This window comes from Halalkalibacter oceani (assembly GCF_023715705.1).
GTDB lineage: Bacteria > Bacillota > Bacilli > Bacillales > Bacillaceae_D > Halalkalibacter > Halalkalibacter oceani_A.
The window spans coordinates 1-20,005 of record NZ_JAMBOS010000032.1 but is presented as its reverse complement, the minus strand read 5'-3'; the positions used below and the strand labels follow the sequence as shown (position 1 = coordinate 20,005).

Annotated in this window: 25 protein-coding genes; 4 read left to right on the top strand and 21 right to left on the bottom strand. The window is 47.9% G+C overall.

The genetic code is table 11. The features are described 5' to 3' along the window. Positions 1-55: 55 nt before the first annotated feature. The 6 genes from M3212_RS19550 to M3212_RS19525 all read right to left on the bottom strand — a co-directional run bounded on the left by M3212_RS19550 (position 56) and on the right by M3212_RS19525 (position 5,590). Entirely contained in the window at positions 56-1,693 is a 1,638-nt protein-coding gene (locus tag M3212_RS19550) for a cytochrome c biogenesis protein ResB (RefSeq protein ID WP_251195637.1), read from the bottom strand. A gap of 14 nt (positions 1,694-1,707) precedes the next feature. Next, complete coding sequence (gene resA, locus M3212_RS19545; RefSeq protein ID WP_251195636.1) at positions 1,708-2,235, bottom strand: thiol-disulfide oxidoreductase ResA; 528 nt, start codon at positions 2,233-2,235, stop codon at positions 1,708-1,710. Positions 2,236-2,366: 131 nt separating this feature from the next. Then, positions 2,367-3,095, bottom strand: coding sequence for a pseudouridine synthase (locus tag M3212_RS19540; RefSeq protein WP_251195635.1), 729 nt, complete (start codon positions 3,093-3,095; stop codon positions 2,367-2,369). A 227-nt stretch (positions 3,096-3,322) separates the two neighbouring features. Further along, complete coding sequence (locus tag M3212_RS19535) at positions 3,323-3,859, bottom strand: spore maturation protein (RefSeq protein ID WP_251195634.1); 537 nt, start codon at positions 3,857-3,859, stop codon at positions 3,323-3,325. Continuing rightward, positions 3,856-4,449 carry a nucleoside recognition domain-containing protein gene (locus M3212_RS19530; protein ID WP_251195633.1) on the bottom strand — a complete coding sequence of 198 codons (594 nt, stop codon included), beginning with the start codon at positions 4,447-4,449 and terminating at the stop codon, positions 3,856-3,858. The genes M3212_RS19535 and M3212_RS19530 overlap by 4 nt, the downstream gene beginning before the upstream one ends. Continuing rightward, a complete protein-coding gene (locus M3212_RS19525; RefSeq protein WP_285874789.1) occupies positions 4,442-5,590 on the bottom strand; it encodes a D-alanyl-D-alanine carboxypeptidase family protein in 1,149 nt (382 codons plus the stop codon). The genes M3212_RS19530 and M3212_RS19525 overlap by 8 nt, the downstream gene beginning before the upstream one ends. 282 nt (positions 5,591-5,872) lie before the next feature. On the opposite strand from M3212_RS19525, the gene M3212_RS19520 reads away from it, so the two are divergent. After that, complete coding sequence (locus M3212_RS19520; protein ID WP_251195632.1) at positions 5,873-6,592, top strand: YetF domain-containing protein; 720 nt, start codon at positions 5,873-5,875, stop codon at positions 6,590-6,592. On the opposite strand, the gene M3212_RS19515 is transcribed toward M3212_RS19520, so the two are convergent. The 7 genes from M3212_RS19515 to M3212_RS19485 form a co-directional block, all read right to left on the bottom strand. Further along, entirely contained in the window at positions 6,593-7,450 is an 858-nt protein-coding gene (locus tag M3212_RS19515) for a DUF421 domain-containing protein (protein ID WP_251195631.1), read from the bottom strand. Between the two features lie 15 nt (positions 7,451-7,465). Next, complete coding sequence (locus tag M3212_RS19510; protein ID WP_251195630.1) at positions 7,466-7,672, bottom strand: DUF1657 domain-containing protein; 207 nt, start codon at positions 7,670-7,672, stop codon at positions 7,466-7,468. Between the two features lie 11 nt (positions 7,673-7,683). After that, positions 7,684-8,034 (bottom strand): stage V sporulation protein AE, encoded by a 351-nt coding sequence (spoVAE, locus tag M3212_RS19505; RefSeq protein WP_251195629.1) that lies wholly within the window; start codon positions 8,032-8,034, stop codon positions 7,684-7,686. Next, a complete protein-coding gene (gene spoVAD, locus M3212_RS19500; RefSeq protein ID WP_251195628.1) occupies positions 8,031-9,047 on the bottom strand; it encodes a stage V sporulation protein AD in 1,017 nt (338 codons plus the stop codon). The genes spoVAE and spoVAD overlap by 4 nt, the downstream gene beginning before the upstream one ends. 1 nt (position 9,048) lies before the next feature. After that, on the bottom strand, positions 9,049-9,528 hold the full coding sequence (gene spoVAC / locus M3212_RS19495; RefSeq protein ID WP_251195627.1) for a stage V sporulation protein AC: 480 nt from the start codon (positions 9,526-9,528) through the stop codon (positions 9,049-9,051). A 15-nt stretch (positions 9,529-9,543) separates the two neighbouring features. Beyond that, on the bottom strand, positions 9,544-9,978 hold the full coding sequence (locus tag M3212_RS19490) for a hypothetical protein (protein ID WP_251195626.1): 435 nt from the start codon (positions 9,976-9,978) through the stop codon (positions 9,544-9,546). 116 nt (positions 9,979-10,094) lie between these two features. Continuing rightward, on the bottom strand, positions 10,095-10,298 hold the full coding sequence (locus tag M3212_RS19485) for a DUF1657 domain-containing protein (protein ID WP_251195625.1): 204 nt from the start codon (positions 10,296-10,298) through the stop codon (positions 10,095-10,097). A gap of 143 nt (positions 10,299-10,441) precedes the next feature. Between M3212_RS19485 and M3212_RS19480 the strand changes: the two genes are divergently transcribed. Together M3212_RS19480 and M3212_RS19475 are read left to right on the top strand one after the other, a co-directional pair. Further along, entirely contained in the window at positions 10,442-10,966 is a 525-nt protein-coding gene (locus tag M3212_RS19480; protein ID WP_251195624.1) for a hypothetical protein, read from the top strand. Between the two features lie 61 nt (positions 10,967-11,027). Next, on the top strand, positions 11,028-11,708 hold the full coding sequence (locus M3212_RS19475) for a DUF421 domain-containing protein (protein ID WP_251195623.1): 681 nt from the start codon (positions 11,028-11,030) through the stop codon (positions 11,706-11,708). 306 nt (positions 11,709-12,014) lie between these two features. Here the strand turns inward: M3212_RS19475 and M3212_RS19470 are convergent, their stop codons facing one another. The 3 genes from M3212_RS19470 to M3212_RS19460 all read right to left on the bottom strand — a co-directional run bounded on the left by M3212_RS19470 (position 12,015) and on the right by M3212_RS19460 (position 14,345). Then, the gene (locus M3212_RS19470; protein ID WP_251195622.1) at positions 12,015-12,911 is read right to left on the bottom strand and encodes a superoxide dismutase; all 897 of its coding nucleotides are present in this window, start codon (positions 12,909-12,911) and stop codon (positions 12,015-12,017) included. An 85-nt stretch (positions 12,912-12,996) separates the two neighbouring features. After that, positions 12,997-13,587 (bottom strand): SMC-Scp complex subunit ScpB, encoded by a 591-nt coding sequence (gene scpB, locus M3212_RS19465; protein WP_251195621.1) that lies wholly within the window; start codon positions 13,585-13,587, stop codon positions 12,997-12,999. Continuing rightward, on the bottom strand, positions 13,584-14,345 hold the full coding sequence (locus M3212_RS19460) for a segregation/condensation protein A (RefSeq protein WP_251195620.1): 762 nt from the start codon (positions 14,343-14,345) through the stop codon (positions 13,584-13,586). Before M3212_RS19460 ends, scpB begins: the two co-directional genes overlap by 4 nt. A 135-nt stretch (positions 14,346-14,480) precedes the next feature. Here M3212_RS19460 and M3212_RS19455 point away from each other — a divergent pair, with 135 nt between their 5' ends. Continuing rightward, the gene (locus M3212_RS19455) at positions 14,481-15,008 is read left to right on the top strand and encodes a DUF309 domain-containing protein (protein ID WP_251195619.1); all 528 of its coding nucleotides are present in this window, start codon (positions 14,481-14,483) and stop codon (positions 15,006-15,008) included. A gap of 184 nt (positions 15,009-15,192) precedes the next feature. On the opposite strand, the gene M3212_RS19450 is transcribed toward M3212_RS19455, so the two are convergent. From M3212_RS19450 to M3212_RS19430, 5 genes are all read right to left on the bottom strand, one after another. Continuing rightward, entirely contained in the window at positions 15,193-15,555 is a 363-nt protein-coding gene (locus M3212_RS19450; RefSeq protein WP_251195618.1) for a GNAT family N-acetyltransferase, read from the bottom strand. Positions 15,556-15,676: 121 nt separating this feature from the next. Then, positions 15,677-17,230 (bottom strand): spore germination protein, encoded by a 1,554-nt coding sequence (locus M3212_RS19445; protein ID WP_251195617.1) that lies wholly within the window; start codon positions 17,228-17,230, stop codon positions 15,677-15,679. 12 nt (positions 17,231-17,242) lie between these two features. Beyond that, positions 17,243-18,439: a Ger(x)C family spore germination protein gene (locus M3212_RS19440; protein WP_251195616.1), complete on the bottom strand. Its 1,197-nt coding sequence runs from the start codon at positions 18,437-18,439 to the stop codon at positions 17,243-17,245. Continuing rightward, complete coding sequence (locus tag M3212_RS19435; protein WP_251195615.1) at positions 18,436-19,551, bottom strand: GerAB/ArcD/ProY family transporter; 1,116 nt, start codon at positions 19,549-19,551, stop codon at positions 18,436-18,438. Before M3212_RS19435 ends, M3212_RS19440 begins: the two co-directional genes overlap by 4 nt. 22 nt (positions 19,552-19,573) lie before the next feature. Further along, positions 19,574-19,762, bottom strand: coding sequence for a hypothetical protein (locus tag M3212_RS19430; RefSeq protein WP_251195614.1), 189 nt, complete (start codon positions 19,760-19,762; stop codon positions 19,574-19,576). Positions 19,763-20,005: the final 243 nt, after the last annotated feature.

Sequence of the window (20,005 nt, the reverse complement as noted above, 5' to 3'; positions counted from 1 at the left end):
AAACCCTCCTAAAAGGAAGTGTGGAAAGCTCTCTCACCCTTCCTTTTTTCATTCCTTATTGTTTATTGTTCTGTGATGATTTTTCCGCTTCTTCCAGCTGATCCACCGGTGTTGTGATCCCGCTGTCCTCAATTACAAGATCGATGTCCTTCCGCAATCCTAAATAGTTTTTATTCGTATGACCCGCAAGCCAGATTTCACCATTGATCCGTTGTAACCAGATCCGGCGGTGCGCCCAATAGGAACCCTGAACGAGTCCAAACATGAAAATCGCGCCACCGACAATTAAAAATGGCAATGTTTTGTCCTTTCGTACAGTCAGACCTGTTACATGGGTCGTTTCGACATCGACAAATGTCATTTTATACTGGTTTTCGCCAAGTGGCTCCAGATTCTGTCTAATACCGACGAGACTTGTTTCTCCTTCAGGTGTGTCAGGTGTGTACATCGTAAAAATAAAAACCGGATTGTTTGGCACACTTGATTGCGTCGCCGGCTCATTATTACCATCAAGATGAAAATCCGGGAAATATTGACCGACTACGACGCGATAGCCGTCACCAAGATCGTACTCAGCCTCCGGATCGAGCAGGTTAATATCCATCCGCCCGAATGTTTCCCCTGTTTCCTTGTTCTCAAGGGTAAAGCTCATCATACTTAATTCATTGAGCCGGTAGCTGACTTGATACAATGAAAAATCATCAAAGGTCAACGGTTCGTTTACGCGGATATAATGCTCGTCCACCTGGACAAGCTCCCCTTCGCCCACAACACCCGTATCCTCTTGCTTATACAGGATCGCGTCCGTTTGATATGTTTTGACTACAGGTCCGCCTGAACGTTGAATCGCCTCGGCGTACATCTCATCATCTTCGTCATAAAGCTCGATCAGAAACTGTTCATTTTTTACATGGTAACGTCCATCCGTTCCCGGTACAACGACTGTATCCCCTTCGCGAATCCACATGCTATCGTCAATATACATCCCTGGAAAAAAGCGGAGCATACAGCCAATAAGAAAAATAATAAGACCGATATGATTGACGTATGGACCCCAGCGGGCAAAGCGGTTCTTCTCCGCCACCAGATTGCCGTTTTCCTCGGAAACGCGGTATTTCTTCTTCTTCAGCTTTTCTTTCACTTGAGCAAAAGCCGCGTCCGGGTCCTCGACCTTTGATGTGCCAAAAATGCGCTGGCGCTTCATAAAGCTTTGATGCCTTGTCACACGCTGGGTTTTCAGCGCCCGATAAAGCGGAACAAAGCGGTCAAGGCTGGCAATCAAAATTGAAATCCCAAGTGCCGCCAACAGCAGCATATACCACCAAGAACCGTATAAATTGTGAAACCCGAGCTGATAATAAAGCTGCCCGGTAATGCCGTATTCCTCCGCATAATGCTCGGCGGGATTGACCGTAGGTGGAATGTACATTTCCTGCGGATAGATCGTCCCAAAAGCGGAAGCAACGAGCAGCAGCACGATAATCCAGATCCCTACCTTAACAGACGAAAAAAACATCCATATCTTATCAATAAATGTTGTCGTGTACGTTTGTGAGCGGCGGGCCACCCCTTCATAGCGCATATTCAGCAGGCTCTTTTGATCCTCGCTCTCCTGCAGCGGCTTGCCACAGGACTCACAAACGAGCGTGCCATGAGGGTTGTCATGCCCACATTCACATTTTATTTTGTTCACTTTAGACACCTCAATTATGTTGCCGGTTTAATTCTCTCCATGAAATCTCTGACCATTTCTTCCGTCATTCCCCCCTGATGGACATGAACGATTGTGCCATGCTCATCAATCAATACCGTTGTCGGCAATGGAGAAATCCCATACGCATCAATCACATTACGGCCTTTGTCAATCGCGATCGGAAATGTAAGTGAATAACGGTCAACGAAGCGCTGCACTGTTAATTCCGGTTCAGCGGCGTTGACAGCAAGAATCTCGACGCCCTGAGCGCGATACTCGTCATACAGCTCCTCCATCACTGGCATTTCCTTGACACATGGAGGACAGTATGTACCCCAAAAGTTCAAAAACACGCCTTTCCCTTTCCAATCCTCAAGTTCAATCCGTTCCCCGTTCAAATCGGTAAGCACAAAATTAACTGAACCCTCGCCCGCTTTGGCGACACTGCGATCGGCAAAGAAATTCGAATAAAACGTATAAGCAAGAGCGATAGCAATAATAGCCAGAATGCTTGTACGCATGACAAGTCTTCTTCGTTTCAATCTACAAACCTCCTTACAGCCTCTATTCTCTTCAACCGCTTCCCGCTTGGAAAACAAGCAGGTTTATGCGGCGATATGCAGATTAGATTAATTCCATTATAACGTTGAAAATGTTCACAATGGATTTTGCTTTATGACGGTTTCGTGACAGCTAGTTCACGAAGATGCTTGACCTCAATCGGCTTCAGCGGTCTCACGTCACCAGGGTTCATCCCGCGCAGATTAAGAAAGCCGTACTCCTCGCGCTTCAGCTTCATCACCGGATGCCCGATCGCCTCAAACATTCGCCGAACTTGGCGGTTACGCCCTTCATGAATCGTGATCCGGACAATCGCTGTCTGCTTCTTTTTATCAATCGACATCAGCTTGACCTTGGCCGGCGCCGTTTTCCCGTCATCGAGCCGCACACCCTGCTGAAGCCGTTTCAGCGCCTCTCGCGTTGGAATTCCCTTTACTTTCGCGACATAAACCTTATCAATTTTAAATTTCGGATGCATAAGGTAATTGGCAAACTCCCCATCATTCGTTAAAAGCAAAAGACCGGACGTATCATAATCGAGGCGGCCTACCGGAAAAACCCGTTGCTCGACTTCCAGAAAATCAGTTACGACTTTCCTTCCTTTCTCATCCTTTACGCTTGAAATTACCCCGCTTGGCTTATATAACAAAAAATAAACAGGCTCCTCCCGGTCGATCGGGATGCCTTCGACTTCAATTTGATCTTTATTCGCTGATGCTTTCACACCAAGCTCACGCACGACCTCTCCATTTACCTTTACTTTTCCTTCCATAATCAGTTGTTCTGCTTTGCGGCGTGATGCAATGCCGGCCTGAGCAATGATCTTCTGTAACCGTTCCATTTCTTTTTCACCTCATGTTCCATCATACTCTTCCGAACATGAATTCTCAAGCGAAGAACAGGAGCCGTGGACAAATGGCTGGTGCACCGTTTGTCCACGACTCGGATCATCCTAAAAATTTTTATACTCTCAGACCCATTGCTCTCTGCTTTAAAAAAGAAGATGCCATAGCTTCGCTCATTGCGTAAAGGCCGGAACAACGGTCAAAAACAACCTTGATCCAGCCTCTAGTATGCAAATACATAGGAGACGATCAGGATCGACGCAATAATGCCGACAATATCGGCCAGCAAACCAACCTTCAGCGCGTCCCCCATCTTTTTAATCCCAACCGCACCGAAATAAACGGTCAGCACATAAAGAGTCGTATCAGTGCTTCCCTGCATCGTTGACGCGAGGCGGCCAATAAAGGAGTCAGGGCCATAGGTGGCGATCAAATCAGTCGTCATTCCCAAAGCACCGGTACCCGAGATCGGCCGGATCATCGCCAATGGGACAATTTCCGGCGGAACACCGACTGCCTGGAGAAAAGGCTTGACCGCTTCAATTAACGCCTCCATCGCCCCCGAGGCACGAAAGACGGAAATCGCGACTAGCATCCCGACAAGATAAGGAATGATCGAAATCGCTAAATCGAAGCCTTCTTTCGCCCCTTCAACAAAGGTTTCGTATGTCGGCACCTGCTTATAGGTCGCATACATCAATATAAAAGCAATTAGCACAGGGATGAACCAGATGGAGACCGTGGTGATTGATGCGCTCATTTTGCCCGCCTCCTCATACGTCGATGGTAAAAATAACGATCAATCAAAATCGCTCCAAGCGTTGAGCATGTTGTCGCCAGTAAGGTCGTTCCGACGATTTCCGTCGGCGAAACTGAGCCGTAGCTCATGCGAATTGAAATGACCGTCGTCGGAATGAGCGTAATGCTTGCTGTATTAATCGCCAATAAGGTGATCATCGAGCGACTCGCTTCCGTCCGGTTCTGATTTAACAGCTTGAGCTGCTCCATCGCTTTAATTCCCATCGGTGTCGCGGCATTGCCGAGCCCGAATAAGTTCGCTGTCATATTCGATAGAATATAGCCCATTGCCGGGTGGTCACGTGGCACCTCTGGAAAAAGCCGACTGACAATCGGACTCATCATCCGGCTGAGAGCGCGAAGCAAACCGGCGACCTGGGCAATCTTCATTAATCCGAGCCAAAAGACGAGAATGCTGATCAGTCCTAAGCAAATCGTCACCGCATCCTTCGCACCAGCAAAAATCGCCTCATTCACTTCGGACATTCTGCCGTTTATCGCTGCAAACCCAATCCCGATGACGAGCATCGCTACCCATATTTTGTTAATCACTCGATCTCACCCCAATGATGAGCGAGAACAGCTCGAAAAAGCGGCGCAAGAACCCTTCCTTCTCTTCATCAGGCGGGGCATCATAGTAAAGTGGCACCTGCCCGATACGTTCCTCCCCAAGCGTCAATTCCACTTTTCCGACAGGCTGCGGCGGAACGAACTGATCCTGACGCTCCTTTGCCGGCGGGCGATAAACGACGATCTCCTTTTTTACCTCTTCCTCTTCTTCCTCAGACAGTGGATAGGAAAATTCATAGGGCGCGAGCAGCCGATCTTTATAAAATTCATCCTTAATTTTCTTTTGAATGCCTTCCTCGACTAACGTTTGAATCGTATATGTGGTGAAGGCCCAATTAAACATATTCATGTGATCATGCCAATCACTCGGCGCGTCAAGCGTGACCGCGATTAGGTCCATCTCATCCTTTTCAGCCGTCGAAACGAGCGTCCGTCGTGCCCGCTTCGTAAACCCTGTCTTTCCACCGGTCGACAAGGAATACAGCTCTGTCAGCAGCCGGTTTTTGTTGCGCCAGACCCGTGTCGTTTCGCCCTCAGAACGGTACGATTTCGTTCCCGAAATCGTCCGATACAGCTCGTTTTCCATCGCGTACTGCGTTAAAATCGCCATATCATAAGCAGTGGAATAGTGATCTTCATGATCATCAAGTCCGTGCGGATTTTGAAAGCTCGTATTTGTCATCCCCAACTGACTTGCCTTCTCGTTCATTAAAAACACAAAACCTTCGAGACTGCCGGCGACATGCTCGGCAATCGCCACGGCGGCGTCATTGCCGCTGCGCAGCATCAAGCCGTAGACGAGATCCTCGAGCTTAATCTCCTCCCCCGCCTGTAAATAAATCGAAGATCCCTCCGTTCCCTCCGCCCGGGTCGAAACCTTGACCATTTCATCCATTTTTCCAGATTCGATCGCCAATAAAGCGGTCATGATCTTCGTAATACTGGCGATGCGCATCGGATTATGCTCATTTTTGGCATATAGCACCCGGCCCGATTCCGATTCCATTAAAATTGCCGCTTCGGCGGACACCGAGAAATTCCTCGTCTCAGCCGATCCGTTACTCGGACTCGCTGTGATGATGATCATACTTGATAACACGACCAGCAGCCATTTTTTCACCATTCCCATCCCCGTCCTATCTATCAGTATCACAGCATTTGACTTCAGATAAACATTTCTGTTTGCCAAGGTCGTCCAAGCGTGATTTCCCTTGCCGGACGACCGCCACTGCTTTCTTTTTCTTGCTGGCAGGTAAGCCGATCTCTCTATTAGACAACTCCTTTATTAGCCAAGTCTATGCGAGACAAACTGTGTTATGACAATGAGGTGTAAATTTATCAGATTGGGAAAGAATAACCATTTAAAGACCGTACGCGAAATGATTGTCAAGGAGGCTGATGATGAATGACGCTGCTGGCAGAATTAGCTCTCATCTTCGGAAGAATTGTGACCATTCTTCCTTTACTTTTAGCGACTACGCTTTTGATGGGGAAGCGTTCAATCGGCGAGGTTCCTATTTTTGATTTTTTGATTATTATTACGCTAGCTTCCGTTACCGGAGCCGATATCGCTGATCCGAGCGTCAGTCATATCCACACGGCCTTCGCGATTGTCGCTATTGGACTGTTGCAAAAAGCGGTTGCCCGGCTTGTCATTAAAAAAAGGACTTTCGGAAAGTGGATCACCTTTGAACCGACCGTCGTTGTCAAAGATGGGAAACTAATAATCGAAAACATTAAATCGATTAGTTATTCGATTGATTATATTTTGCAAATGCTCAGAGAAAAAAACATCTTCGCGATCGAAGATGTCGAGATTGCGATTGTGGAAGGAAATGGGCGGCTCAGTGTCAAGCCGCGCGTTGAACAAGCACTCCCGACGGTGGCTGATCTCGGGCTGCAACCGACAAATGAGAGGATCTCCTATCCCGTAATCATGGAAGGCCGTATCCAGAAGGAGGTACTCGAGGATCTCCGGATCACCGTGGAGGAACTGCGGCAAAAGCTGCAACAGAAAGGAGTCTTGCGTCTTGAGTCTGTTTTTCTTTGCACCATGAACCAGGCGAAAGAGCTGCATCTTGCCTATACAGAGCGCGATGAACGAATCGAACGTATCCAGCATTAATTATTTTACAAAGGGAGAAACACGTTGATGTACTTCGTCCATCTGCTGCGCACACCAGGAATAGAGTTGTTTCGCCTGACTGTTATCAGTATCGAGCGCATATAAGGAAAGATCGGCCTGAACTTTTTTCAATCCGGCCTCAAGCAATGGCAGCTCGCTCGGCTTCGGGACTTGAATGACATCATCAAATAAGTCAATCGTCACTTGGCCGTATTCGTCAATTTGCGCCAGAAAGACGTTTTCGACGATCGCATTCATTTTCGCCAGCTCCAGTTCGAGCCATTCACGGCTAAACCCCCGTGTCGCTAATGGCTCATCTAAAATTTTCCCGTCGATTATGACCGTTTCCGGCTCTTTGATCGGAGCGACCTGCCTATCGATCTCCTTCGCCGTCAACGGCTGTTTGTCTTTCTTGACTAATACATTTAATTCACCGTTGCCTTCCAGGACGGCAAATTCCACATCAGCAACTTGAAAGACCTGCTTGCTGCGTAGCTTTCTTAACAGTTCGTCCGCGGAAATATGCTGCTTCTTCATATTGTCCTCAAGGATTTTTCCATCTTTCATTAACGGAATCCCTTTCCCATAGATGATCGAACGAAACGCTTTGCTTTTCATACTGAGCAAGCCAATGAGCAACGCTCCACCCACCCAGATGAGCAGGGCGATCAAAAGGAATGCCGGTGGGATGGCAAGCTGGACTGACCCAAGTGCGAGCACAAGCGCAAACGTTGCCACCAGCCCGAACTCCAATGCAGAGGCTTCGCCAAGCGGCTTACGGACGAACAGGCGTGATACGGCAACGAGCAGAATCAGGCCAATAATACTTCGCAGTGCGACTTCAATCCATCCAGGCATCGTACTCCTCCTTTCTTATGTTTGCTGATATTGCGGTTCTTCGTTTTCCACCTGATGCACTCGCTTCGCTAGCTCATGAATCACGGTTCTTGTTTTTAACGCTCCTTGATGAAACGCTTCTCTCGCCTCTTGTTCATTTGTTTTTTGCGCCAATGTCGATAATGTCGCTTCGATGGAACGCAATGAAGCTAGCGTGCCGTGAAGCTGGCTTCCGACCGTCATCTTTTTCCCTCCTATCCTTTCGATTTAAAGACGAGCGACGCCAAAAAGCCGAAGATAATCGCCGCCGAGATCCCGGCACTTGTCACTTCAAAAATACCGGTAATGATTCCGATCAACCCCGTCTGCTCCGCTTCGGCCATCGCCCCGTGAACGAGCGAGTTACCGAAGCTCGTAATCGGCACGGTCGCTCCCGCTCCGGCAAAGTCAATCAACGGTTCGTACAAACCGAAGCCGTCAAGCAAAGCGCCGGCGACGACAAGCGTGCTCATCGTATGGGCCGGAGTCAGCTTCATGACATCCATCAGAATTTGACCAACGACGCAGATGAGCCCCCCGACAATAAATGCTGTCACGAATATCATTCCTGCTCACCTCCAGCCTCAATTGATACCGCATGGGCAATGCAGGGAATCGTTTCCTGCTGTTGATAGGAAAGCGGAGACAGCAGCGCTCCTGTCGCCACGATCAACATGCGTTTAATCTCTCCGCGCTTCATCCGGTTCAGTAAATGACCGTAGGTGACGGCGGCAGAACAGCCCGCGCCACTTGCCCCGGCCTGCACTGGCTGGCCGTCCCTATAAATCATCAGCCCGCAATCCTGAAAGACCTCGCTCTTTAACGGAAGTCCTTTCTGCTCCAGCATTTCCATCGCGATTGAGCGCCCGATCCGGCCGAGATCACCGGTCGCGACAAGATCATAATAATCAGCGGGCAGAGCGCGATCACGAAAATGAGCAATAATCGTATCGACCGCGGCCGGGGCCATCGCTCCCCCCATATTAAACGGGTCCGACAAGCCCATATCGACCACCTTGCCGATTGTCGCCGACGTAATCTGCGGGCCACTCCCTTGCGCTGCCACAACGGCCGCCCCCGCCGCTGTTACCGTCCATTGTGCGGTCGGCGGCTTTTGACCGCCATACTCTGTTGGATAACGGAACTGCTTTTCCGTCGCCGCATTATGGCTCGAAGCAGCCGCCACGATACGATGTGCTCCCCCGCCATTGACGATGAAACTTGCTAACGCCAGCCCTTCCATCGAGGTGGAGCAAGCACCAAATAAACCGAAATACGGAATCGCGAGCGTGCGGCCGGCAAAGCTGGATGGAGTGATCTGATTGATTAAATCACCGGCAAACATAAATTGAATATCGCCTTTTTGCAGCTGCGCTTTTTCAAGCGAGCGCGTAATCGCTTCTTCGAGCAAAACCTTTTGCGCTTTTTCGTACGAATCCTGGCCGAGCCACAAGTCGTCATGCAGCAAATCGAAATCCTGTGCCAGCTGACCGTTCGCTTCAAATGGTCCGCCAACCGTTCCCGTCGAGGTGATGACCGGCTTCTGCTCAAATTGCCATGTTTGATGTCCTGTCAGCATCTTACAGTCCTCCCCATTGGGTGAGAATTGTTTTGATCAGACCGATAATAAAAGCCGCCACCGTTCCATAAACGATGACTGAACCGGCTAGCTTAAACATATTGCCGCCGACGCCAAGCACATACCCTTCCGTCCGGTGCTCAATTGCCGCCGACGCGATCGAATTGGCAAAGCCGGTGACAGGGACGGCCGTGCCGGCACCTGAAAATTGAGCAAAGCGATCATATACACCGAACCCGGTCAGCAGGACAGCGATAAAAATTAACGTTGCCACTGTCGGGTTACCGGCCGTCCGCTCGGTAAAATCGAAAAACGTATAATACATCACTTGAAGCCCCTGGCCAAACAAGCAAATCAACCCGCCTACGAAGAAAGCCCGGATGCAGTTTTTCACAACAGGACGTTTGATCTCATGCTTTTGCGCGAGCTGTTGATAAGAATCCTGAGCCGGTGTGACATTTTTCTTTTTACTTGAAGACATCGTTTTCCTCCTTTCCTACCCCTTCATCTTATCTTCCAGTTTTGTCAGCTCGTCTGTAAGCCGCTTTTCGCTTATCTTTTTCTCCTTTAATTCCTGCTCCAGTCTGCCAAGCTCCAAAAAGATTTTTTTGTCGGTGGAAACATGGACATTTGCTTCTGGATAGCGCTTCTTCACTCTATCATGACTCTGCTTTCGTATTTCCTTTAGCCGAAAGCGGTCGAAATGCTTTACTTCCGGGGCAAGATAAATATTATCTTCTCCATCGTTTACCCCTTTTACTTCGACGATTTCTTCCATCGACAAAAGAATTCGCTTAGCCTCATCGGCCTGCTGCTGCTCAATCACAGCCTGGTCTTCCAAGGAAAGAGGCTGAATATCAGGGGGATTGGCGACAGACTGGCAGCCGGCAAGCAACAGACAGAGAACGAGTCCATTTCGGACATGCTTCATACACATCTCTCCTTTTGTTCTATATGTAAGATCAGCCTCCATACGCTGGCCCGCCAGCGGGAGTCGAGCTGCGCCCGGTTTCTGTATCCAGGCGCAGACAACCACTCGCTATGACGTTATTGCTTGTATTGAGGCTCCTCTTGTTCAATCTCCTGCAGACGAGGTTCAAGCCCATCAACAATCGATTGCGTTTGCGTAGCCATCTGCTGGAAGAGCTGCTTCGCCTGCTGATTTTCTGTTTCCAGCGCGAAGGTTTCCAAACTGGCTTGCGCACTTTTCAACCCGGCCACAGTTTGTTTCATTTTAGCTGCAACTGTCATTTTCTTTCCCCCCTTCGTTCACTCAGTTGAAGATGATTACCTTCCTCTTTAGGATTGAAATATTGGATCAATTTATGAGATACAATTTTTGTAAATTGCCTTTGTGGTACACTTAAGAAAAAACAAGCACGGAGGAAAAACCGATGACCCTCGCTTACAGCATCCTGCTTTTTTGTACTCTCTTGCTGACTGTGATCAGCCTGCTGATTTATGTTCAGCAAAAAAAACTAAAAGCAGCCATTCTCACGCTGACAGACAGCCTGAAGGAAGCGGAGCGCACGGCGGCAACAGATGCCGAAACTGCCCTGAAAGAAGAACGGCGCGCCCACCTCCTTCTGCTCTGCTACCGCTTACGGGAAGCTGTCGCGAAACAGCAGTTTGATATTCACGCCCATTTAATCAGTGATACGCCGACAAGTCACGGCTTGTCTGAAGCCAACCTCGCTGAGCTGTTTTCCGCCGAGGCTGCCCTCGTCATCCAGCGGTACTGGTCAGCCTACAGGCATTACCTTGAAGCCCACTGGCTTGATCAGAACGGAGCGGTCAAAACAGTCTTTCGCGGCAAAGCTGAGCTCGCTGATACGGAGCTTGGCCGGCTTCATCTCGCCTCAAAGGAGCTGGTAAAACAGTTTGACAAGTGGCTTATTCAACTGGAGAAGGCTACATAAAATCCGTTAACCTGTGCACACTATTCTAAGTAAACCAACTTCACAAAAGGAGCCATATAGTGTGAACACCAATTTTCTCTCCTTAACGGCAGAGCTATTCGTCGGATTTTTTGCCTTGCTCATTATGACGAAAATCCTTGGCAAGAATCAAATCACCCAGTTAACGCCATTTGATTTTATCTCGGCCTTAGTGCTTGGAGAGCTTGTCGGTAATGCGATCTATGATAAAGATATCGGACTCCAGTATGTCCTTTATGCGATTGCGGTATGGGGGGCATTAATTTATTTCATCGAGATGCTGACGCAAAAGTTCCGGGCGTCACGAAGTATTTTGGAAGGCAGTCCCTCCCTGATCATCAGCAATGGAAAAATTCAATATAACGAACTGAAAAAAAACAAGCTTGATTTAAACCAGCTCCATCATCTTCTACGGGAAAAAGGGGTTTTTTCCGTTCGCGAAGTACAATTTGGCATCCTCGAAACGAACGGCTCTGTCAATGTGATGCGAAAAAAGAAATTCGATACGCCGGTAAACGAAGATTTAGGAATACCGGCAAAATCAGTTCACCTGCCGATTTTCCTGATCTTAGACGGGGAAATTGTCGAGGAAAGCCTGACAGTACTTAAAAAAGAACCAGAATGGCTCATCCAGGAGCTGCAACAGCGGGGAATCCCAGGCCCATCATCCGTCCTCTTCGCCGAATGGCTCGAAGGAGACGGCTTCGAAATCCAAACTTATTGACGACCACCAAAAGATGTTTTCCTTTTGGTGGTTCTTTGAAGCCAATTGCGGAGCCGCTACCATTCTTTTAAAGCGCAGAGAGGAACGGGTTTTTCCTCTCTGCGCGCGTAGCGAGCGGAGCTTGGCCAACATCCTTGAAGCAGCGTGCGGAGTCTGCACATGGGTTTTAAATGGATCAGGAAGCGGGGTTCTTCCTGATCCATTTGGGCAGAACGGAGCGGCTGCCTTTTCCTTTTAGTAGGTCTCTTTAACAGAAAAACGGGCATGGAAGCGATTGCAGTCTTGCTCGCTTCCATGCCCGTTTTTTTAAAAAGGTTCCCATCTTAGTTCCTGCGCTTTCCGGTAGCGCGCTTCGACGGCCGGCCAGTTTACGACGTTCCACCAATTTTCGATATAAGGCTGACGTTCATTTTTGTACTGAAGATAGTAAGCATGCTCCCACACATCAAGGACGAGCAGCGGAATCATGTCCTGCTGGCTCAAATTCTGGTGTTTTTCCGCCTGGAGGATCTCGAGCCGGTGAGCGCGTGGAGACCAAACAAGAAAGGCCCAGCCCCCGCCCTCGACTTCATTCGCTGCGGCGGAAAAATGCTCCTTCATCTTTCTGAAGCTGCCAAAGTCCTGCCTGATTTGCGCCGCCAATTCTCCTCCCGGTTCACCACCGCCGTCCGGGCTCATAATCTCCCAAAAAATGGTGTGCAGGTAATGCCCAGCGCCATGAAAAGCGGCTTCACGCTCCCAGTGCTTTATCAGCTCGTAATCATTGCGCCTGCGCGCCTTTTGCATTTCACGCTCGGCTTTATTTAAACCGTCGACATAGCTCTGGTGGTGCTTATCATGATGCAGTCTCATAATTTCTTCAGCAATATAAGGCTCAAGCGCATTGTAGGCATAAGGGAGCGGAGGGAGCGTATGACCACCCACCGGTACGGGCGAGTGACTGATCTCCTCTCCACCATCCTGGCGGAAAACAACAAGCTGATTCCAATTAACAAACACTTGCTCAGCCAGCTCTTCTAGCTCCGGGCTTTGCCCGTACCGATACTCCTCCGGATTCTCACACTGATGCAAAAGTTCCAGCAACGAGCTCATAAATGGCTTAATCGTCTGGTAGGGGACCTGCGCTTCAATTGTGCTTCCGTGGCGATTCCACAGCGATTTCATGTCTAATGCCCACTGATAAATATCCTCTGAGGTACTCACACCGATCACTCCCCGTATGTCAAAGATTCTTTATTATATGACACGGGTCATGGGTTATTGTTTGTCTTTTATGAAAAGAGAAAAGTTATTCGCCCGCTTCCAGTTCTTCCTCGAATTTTTTAAAGAAAAGATCGGCTTCCTCGGCAATTTCCTGCTCTTCCACATCCTCAGGCAGCGGCGGCAGGTCCTCCAATCCGTTTAAGCCAAAGTGATCGAGGAAAAAAGCTGTCGTGCCGTATAAAATCGGGCGTCCGGCTCCCGGGGCCCGTCCAACTTCTTTAATGAGCAGCTTCGAGGAGAGCGTTTGAATCGCCTTTTCCGATTTGACTCCGCGCACATCCTCAATTTCCATTCGCGTTAACGGCTGACGGTAGGCAATAATCGCCAACGTCTCAAGTGCGGCCTGTGAAAGGCCTGAATGAAGCGGGGAAGCCGCCAGCTTTTTTATGTATCCGGCATGCTCCGGTTTCGTTGTAAAGCGGTAGCCCCCGGCGACCTCGATAATTTGCAAGCCGCGCTTCTGCTCCTCATACTTCATTTGCAAAGCGAAAAGGGCCTCTTTCACGGTTTCCGGCTCCAGCTCGATAATATCAGCAAGCTGTTCAATCGATAATCCCTCATCGCCGATCACAAAGAGAAGACCTTCCATAATTGATTGTATGTCCTCCAGCTTCATCCCTGTTCGCCCCCTTCCATGCTGTAGATCATGATGTCCTGAAAATTGTCGCTTTGCTCGCATCTGATTGATTTTGTTTTCATTAGCTCAAGGATCGCCAAAAACGTGACGACAATATGTGGACGTTCCGCTCTTGTGAATAATTGATCAAAACGGCATTGACCATGAAAGCGGCTGAGGCTTTCCATCACTTCCTGAATGCGCTCCTCAATCGAATACTCCCGGCTTGTTACCGTTGAGGTTCGCGGCGCCTGCAACTGCTTACGCTTCATTAGCTTTTGATAGGCGCTCAGCATATCGAAAAGCGTGACTCCTTTAATCGCGATCTCGCGCTTTTCTTCATCTGAAATAAAGGGATCAAGATCTTCCGGCGGCTTCGTATGGATGAGAGAACGGTGTTGTTCTTTTTCTTTCAGCTCCGCCGCAACCTCTTTATATTTGCGGTATTCAATTAAACGAAACATCAGCTCTTCCCGCGGATCTTCTTCCTCGCCCTCCCATTCATCCTCAAACAGTTCCTCTTCATGCTTTGGCAGGAGCATTTTGCTCTTGATCATCAACAAGGTTGCCGCCATCACAAGATATTCGCTGGCGACGTCAAGCTCTAATTCTTGCATCGCATGAATATACTCTAAATATTGATCGGTAATGGCGGCAACCGGAATATCATAAATATCCACTTCTGCCTGATTAATAAGATGAAGAAGAAGATCGAGCGGACCTTCGAATGTTTCGAGTTTTACACTATATGGATTCATTTGACCACCATAGGCTTCTAGTTTATGTGCTAGAGCAGATTATAACATACTTCTCAGTAGCGGGGAACATGCCTTCGTCTCATGAACTATGATAAACTGGAACAATAAAAGAGACTAGAAAATGGGGAGTTTTTGATGATGTATCCGACACCGTATCTTGATTACTTAATTGAATTCCACGTCAGGCGCGATTATTTTGAGTGCCACGAACTGCTTGAGGAGTACTGGAAAGAACAGCCGCGCGAGAAGCGGCATCACTACTGGGTTGCCCTGATCCAGCTCGCCGTCGGCCTCTACCACCATCGCCGCAGCAACCTGGCCGGAGCTGAGCGGATGTACCAGAAAGCCGCGGCCAAAATCGCCGCCCGGCCTGACCGGTTTCAACAGCTGGGACTTGATCCGAATGAGCTCCAGCATCAGATTCATAAACAGCTTCAGTTTCTTAGTCAGACCCCGCCCTTTTTTCAGGATCTTACGCTTTCGCTCTCTCCGGATTTGCGTAAAGCGTGCGATCAGCGCTGCGGGGAGCTCGGTCTCAACTGGAGTACAGAGGAGCCGGCAACAGATGAGTATATTATCCATAAGCATCTTCTTCGCGACCGTAAAGAGGTCATTGCTGAACGGGAGCGCCAGTGGGTGATCAGACTAGAACGAGGCCGCTGATAAACTTCCTTTTTCGTAACTCGCCGAAAAGTAATGGCCTTACTTGCAACAAAACTAAAAAAGCTGCTGAAAATCGTCCTTTTTCAGCAGCTTCCTTACATGATTAGTCTTTTTTGAGGCGGCCCTGCAAACAGCGTGCAAACGTTGGCGTCGATAGAAGCGGATGGCAGAAGCCGACAACTGTTCAGCTTTTGCGGGCTTCTGCTTCCTTTTCCTCACAAGCGGCAACAAATGTTTTCGTATACTTTGTCGGCTTTACTTCACACGGCAGCATTTGCTTTAAGGACGCGAGCATCTTTGTGCCTATTCCCTCTTCGCGAAAGGAAGGGTTGACGCAAATGTGGCGGATCTTCGCCTCGCTTCCTTCGATCGACACACCAATCACACCGATATAATCGTCTTCTTTCCATAGGTAGAGCTTCCAGTCAGGATCGTTTTCATACTGTTCCATTGTCTTCAGCAGCCTTTTGACGTCCTTTTCCTTTCGCATAAACGAAAGCAACCCCATCGCAATTTTCCGATTCGCTGATTTATAAGGTACTAGCATACGAACCCTCTCACTTTTTAATCTCGTCATTCCCCTATACTTCTGCTTATTCTACCATAAACAAATCGGGAACTAAATAAGAGAAAAAAATGGTTCTTTTTTTCGTAACGACTTGCTGCTCTTACGGCTGCGTTTGTCTTTCCTTCGTTTTCGGTTCCTTCGTTTTCGGTTCCTTCGTTCTCATTTTAAGAAGTGAAACTGGGGCCCGGATTACCAAATCAAGCCAGTCTTTCGAGTTAAATGGCGCGTAAGGCGACAAATAATAGCTCCCGAAGCTCCTTAAGCCAACGAGGTGGATATTGATCAAAATATAGCTGATGACAATGCCATACAAGCCGAACAGCGCAGCGGCAAACATCACGGCAAACCGTAAAATCCGGAAGGTGATCGCGACATTGTAGGATGGAAACGTAAAGGACGAAATCGCGGTTAAGGCGACGACAATGACCATAATCGGACTAAAAATTCCGGCGCGGACAGCGGCATCTCCAATAATAATCCCGCCAACAATCCCAACCGTTTGACCAATCGGCCGCGGCAGTCGGTTTCCGGCTTCCCGCAGCAGTTCAAACGTAGCTTCCATCAGCATCGCCTCGGCAAAGATCGGAAAGGGGACCCCTTCCCTCGATCCGGCTATGGAGAGCGCCAAGGTCGTTGGCACCATCCCCTGATGAAACGAGACAATCGCAATATAAATTGAAGGTAAGAAAACAGTAAAAAACGCGGCGACATAGCGCAGAATACGAATCAAACTGCCGATCAGCCAGCGGTCATAGTAGTCCTCCGGTGACTTAAACAGCTGATGAAATGTGATCGGCGCAACAAGAGAAAAGGGGGTGCCATCGACTAAAATAACAACCTGGCCATTAAGGAGATGCGCCGCTGTTTTGTCCGGCCTTTCGGTATGGGATATTTGCGGAAACGGAGAAAGGACATTATCTTCAATGAACTGCTCCAGCACCCCTGTTTCCGCGATATCATCCGTTTCAATACAAGAGATCCGGTACGTCACTTCATCGATGACGTTCTGCGTAACAAGATCTTTCAAATAAAGGATCGCGACCTTGCGCTTGGAGCGGAGACCTAGCGATGTTGTTTGTACTTTGAAGCTTACATCACGAACTCTTTGGCGGATCAACACAATATTCGTTTGAATATTTTCCGTAAATCCGTCGCGGGGACCGCGAATGACCACCTCACTTTGCGGCTCCTCCACTGCGCGCCCTTCCACTTGCTGGCTGTCAATAATGATTAAATACGGCTGACCATCAATGATCAGTAGACTTTCACCGGCTAGCAGCTTAGGTATTGCTTCATCAAAACTTTGAAAGGCATGGCTGCCTTCCAATGCCAAATACTGCTCCTGCAAAAGCGTTAGAAAATCTGTTTCTTTTTCCTCAAGCTCCAGCAGTTCCTCTTCCTCCATTGCCATTAAAGTCCGGCTGACCTGCTCCACTTTTTTTGAGTTCACTAACCCTTCCATGTAATACAAAACGGCTTTTTTCTTTTTACCGATTAAAAGAGGGCGGACAATAAAATCATCGCTTCCTTCAAACAGTTCCTCGATTGTTTTGGAGAGTTCACTAAGCTCAGACGACAGCTTTAATGGAAGCGTCGGTTGATTTCCGGTCTCCGTTTGCCTTGCCCGCAGCCGTTTGTATACTTTATTAAACAAATGATACCCTCCTTATTTTAATTTTTCCTCCGTCATATAATTCCGCACTTTAACGTTAACATTCGAGTTAACGACAGCCTCCTTAAACAAGCCGTCCTCCCCGTCCCACCTATCTTTAATTCCCTCCCAATATTTCGGTTCTTTCTGCCTTATTTTCAAGCCAAACTGAAAGATATCGAGACCGAATTCATTCTGCATTTTCTCGACGATTTGTTCCATTTCGGTCCTGATTTTCTCTTCCACTGCGCGCTGCAGCTTTATATTCGTCTCAATATCGGCCACATCTATTCCTTCGATCCACTTTTCAGCGAAGGCGCCTTCCGTTTTTACGTCGACTGTAAAAATATTTTGATCGCCTTTCCGTTCATAGTGTGTTGATGCACGGGCCGAAAACGATTCATAAACAAAGACTCCCTTATCCTCGTAATCCACCTCGAGCACACCATTTTCGGCATCTCCAACGACCCAGTTATATCCTTCTATGTCTGCTTCGCCGAGCCAACCAACCATTTTATTTTCCTGCCCATCAAACACGGCGGCTCCCGCTACTTTAATATCAGTCTTACCACTGACAATCCGTGGAATGATATAGCTGTGCTGATTAATGATGAAGCTCGTTACATCACCCATCTCGACATACTTTGGCATTTGCAAAGCCACTTCATAATTTTCCAGCACCTCGCGTATATAAAGAGCAGGCATTTTCTCCAACGGTACTCTGACATCGAAACTTGACCTAGCCTCTCCTCTCGATATTAAAACAAGTACTCTTCGTCTCATTTCATGGTCACGTAAATAAAAATCGGCGAGATGTTCGAGCATTCCGTTTCTGACAAGCTCTTCGTTAATAATCAGCACCTTTAAATGCTCGCTGTTTAAAGCCCGGCTGCTCCTTGTCGCCAAATTACGCGCCACTTTGAAATTCGTTAAGCCAATTGATGTTGAATTAAAGTGAGATTGAATGTCTTCTCCGTTTTGCGAATCCTGCGGGACAGCAATTTGATACGTTTTGCGAAAAAAACGTTCATCCACATCGCTATCGCCAATCGTCTCGCCGAGTTCCTCTTCTACAAAGGCTTCGTGCTTTTCCTCTTCCTTGACAGGATCAAAGGCTATCCCGAGCACGAATCCAAGTTCTTCAATATCTTGGCTATCCCAGCAGCCTGTTAAAATGAATAGAATAAAGATGATTGAGCCAGCGCGTTTCATCTCGCTCCTCCTTGTTGCTTTTTCCGCTTTAAGACAATCCACGTCGCACAAACGAGCGAAATAATGATTAAACCAATCCCGAGAAAGCCAACGATCTCTCCAAACAGAAAAGCTTCCGAAATGGAGCGCGGAATAAAAGCAATAATCAGTGTCACAAGCGTAATCCAGCTTGGTAAAACCCGTGAGTGCTCCTTAATATCCAGCGTCTCGCGCACAATCTTCGTCGCGAGGAAATGGGCAACCGACATCGTGTTAAAGATGCTCATCATCCAGATGGTAATCATCAACGCCTCAACCCGTTCAAACACCCCTCCGGGAATCTCGATTTCTTTCACCAGTTCCACGGTCGGAAACGTCAGTACTTCTGTCGTTCCCACGCTGAAGATAGCGAAGCTGATGATGGTAATTCCCAAATATAAAATAAAAATGATCACAACACTGGCGATCATCGGCGCCACTTTTAAATTTTCCTTTTTCATCGCTGCTAAAAAGAAAAAAATAATCTCGACACCCAATAAGGAAAGTGTTGTTTCCTTTACCCCCTGGAGAATTGAGCGGCTATCTCCTACCGTTAGAGGAAGTAACAGTTCATAGTCAAATTCCGGTAATACGACGATCATCATCGCAATCAGAAAGAAAACCGTAATCGGCACAAACATCAAATTTAAATGGATGATGCCTTGCAGCCCTTTCGTAACGGCGTACGTTGTCGTCAAAAGAAAGACAGCTGCGACGACCTCGGCCGGTGTATCAATCAGCAAGTATATTCGGACGACAATGGAAAGAATTCTTGTTTCATACGCCAGTAACAGCAGGAAGTAGCAGGCAAAGGCCATCCCTAAAAATTTGGCCAGCCAGGAGCCGGCCTTTGTATTGGTAAATGCTTCAAGCAGCGTTTCACCAGGAAAATTGCGTTGAAGCTTCGTATATACCACGATGAAAAGAATCGTCAGCAGACTGCCGATTAAAATCGACAATAACGCGACGATTGTCCCGCCTTCCTCAGCCAGGCTTCTCGGCAATGTTAAAATTCCAATCCCGACAATCATCCCAATCAGCGTCATGCTAATTTCAACCGGAACTATGTTATATGGCCTGGTATTACTACTCATAGTACGAACTCCTTTTTATGAGCTACTCTTGTTTCTTGAGCTTATCCCGTATGTGCTGATTTTCTTCCTTCATCCAGGGAAGACGTGTCACTCTCTCAAACCATTCGGCCAGATTATGGAAGACTAAAATAAGAAAAAATGCAATACCGGCAACGATAATGACCGAAAAATTTGGCATGAAGCCCAATACATCTTGAAAAATCTGGGTCATCTTCTTCCCTCCATGTTTTCGTTCCTTTCATTTCCTTAGCTTTCACGTCTTTCATACATTTTATTTATCGTTTACGAACACCGGCAAAAATCAAAACCACCCGTGAGAACGGGTGGCAGATTGTCGAGAAACCCCACTTCTGAAAAGTGGGGTTTCTATTTTGCCTTTGCTTTTTTCTCTAGGATTTAAGAAATTACTCATAAAAGAAGATTGCCAGCCATCTCACCCTCTGGTGAGGTGGTT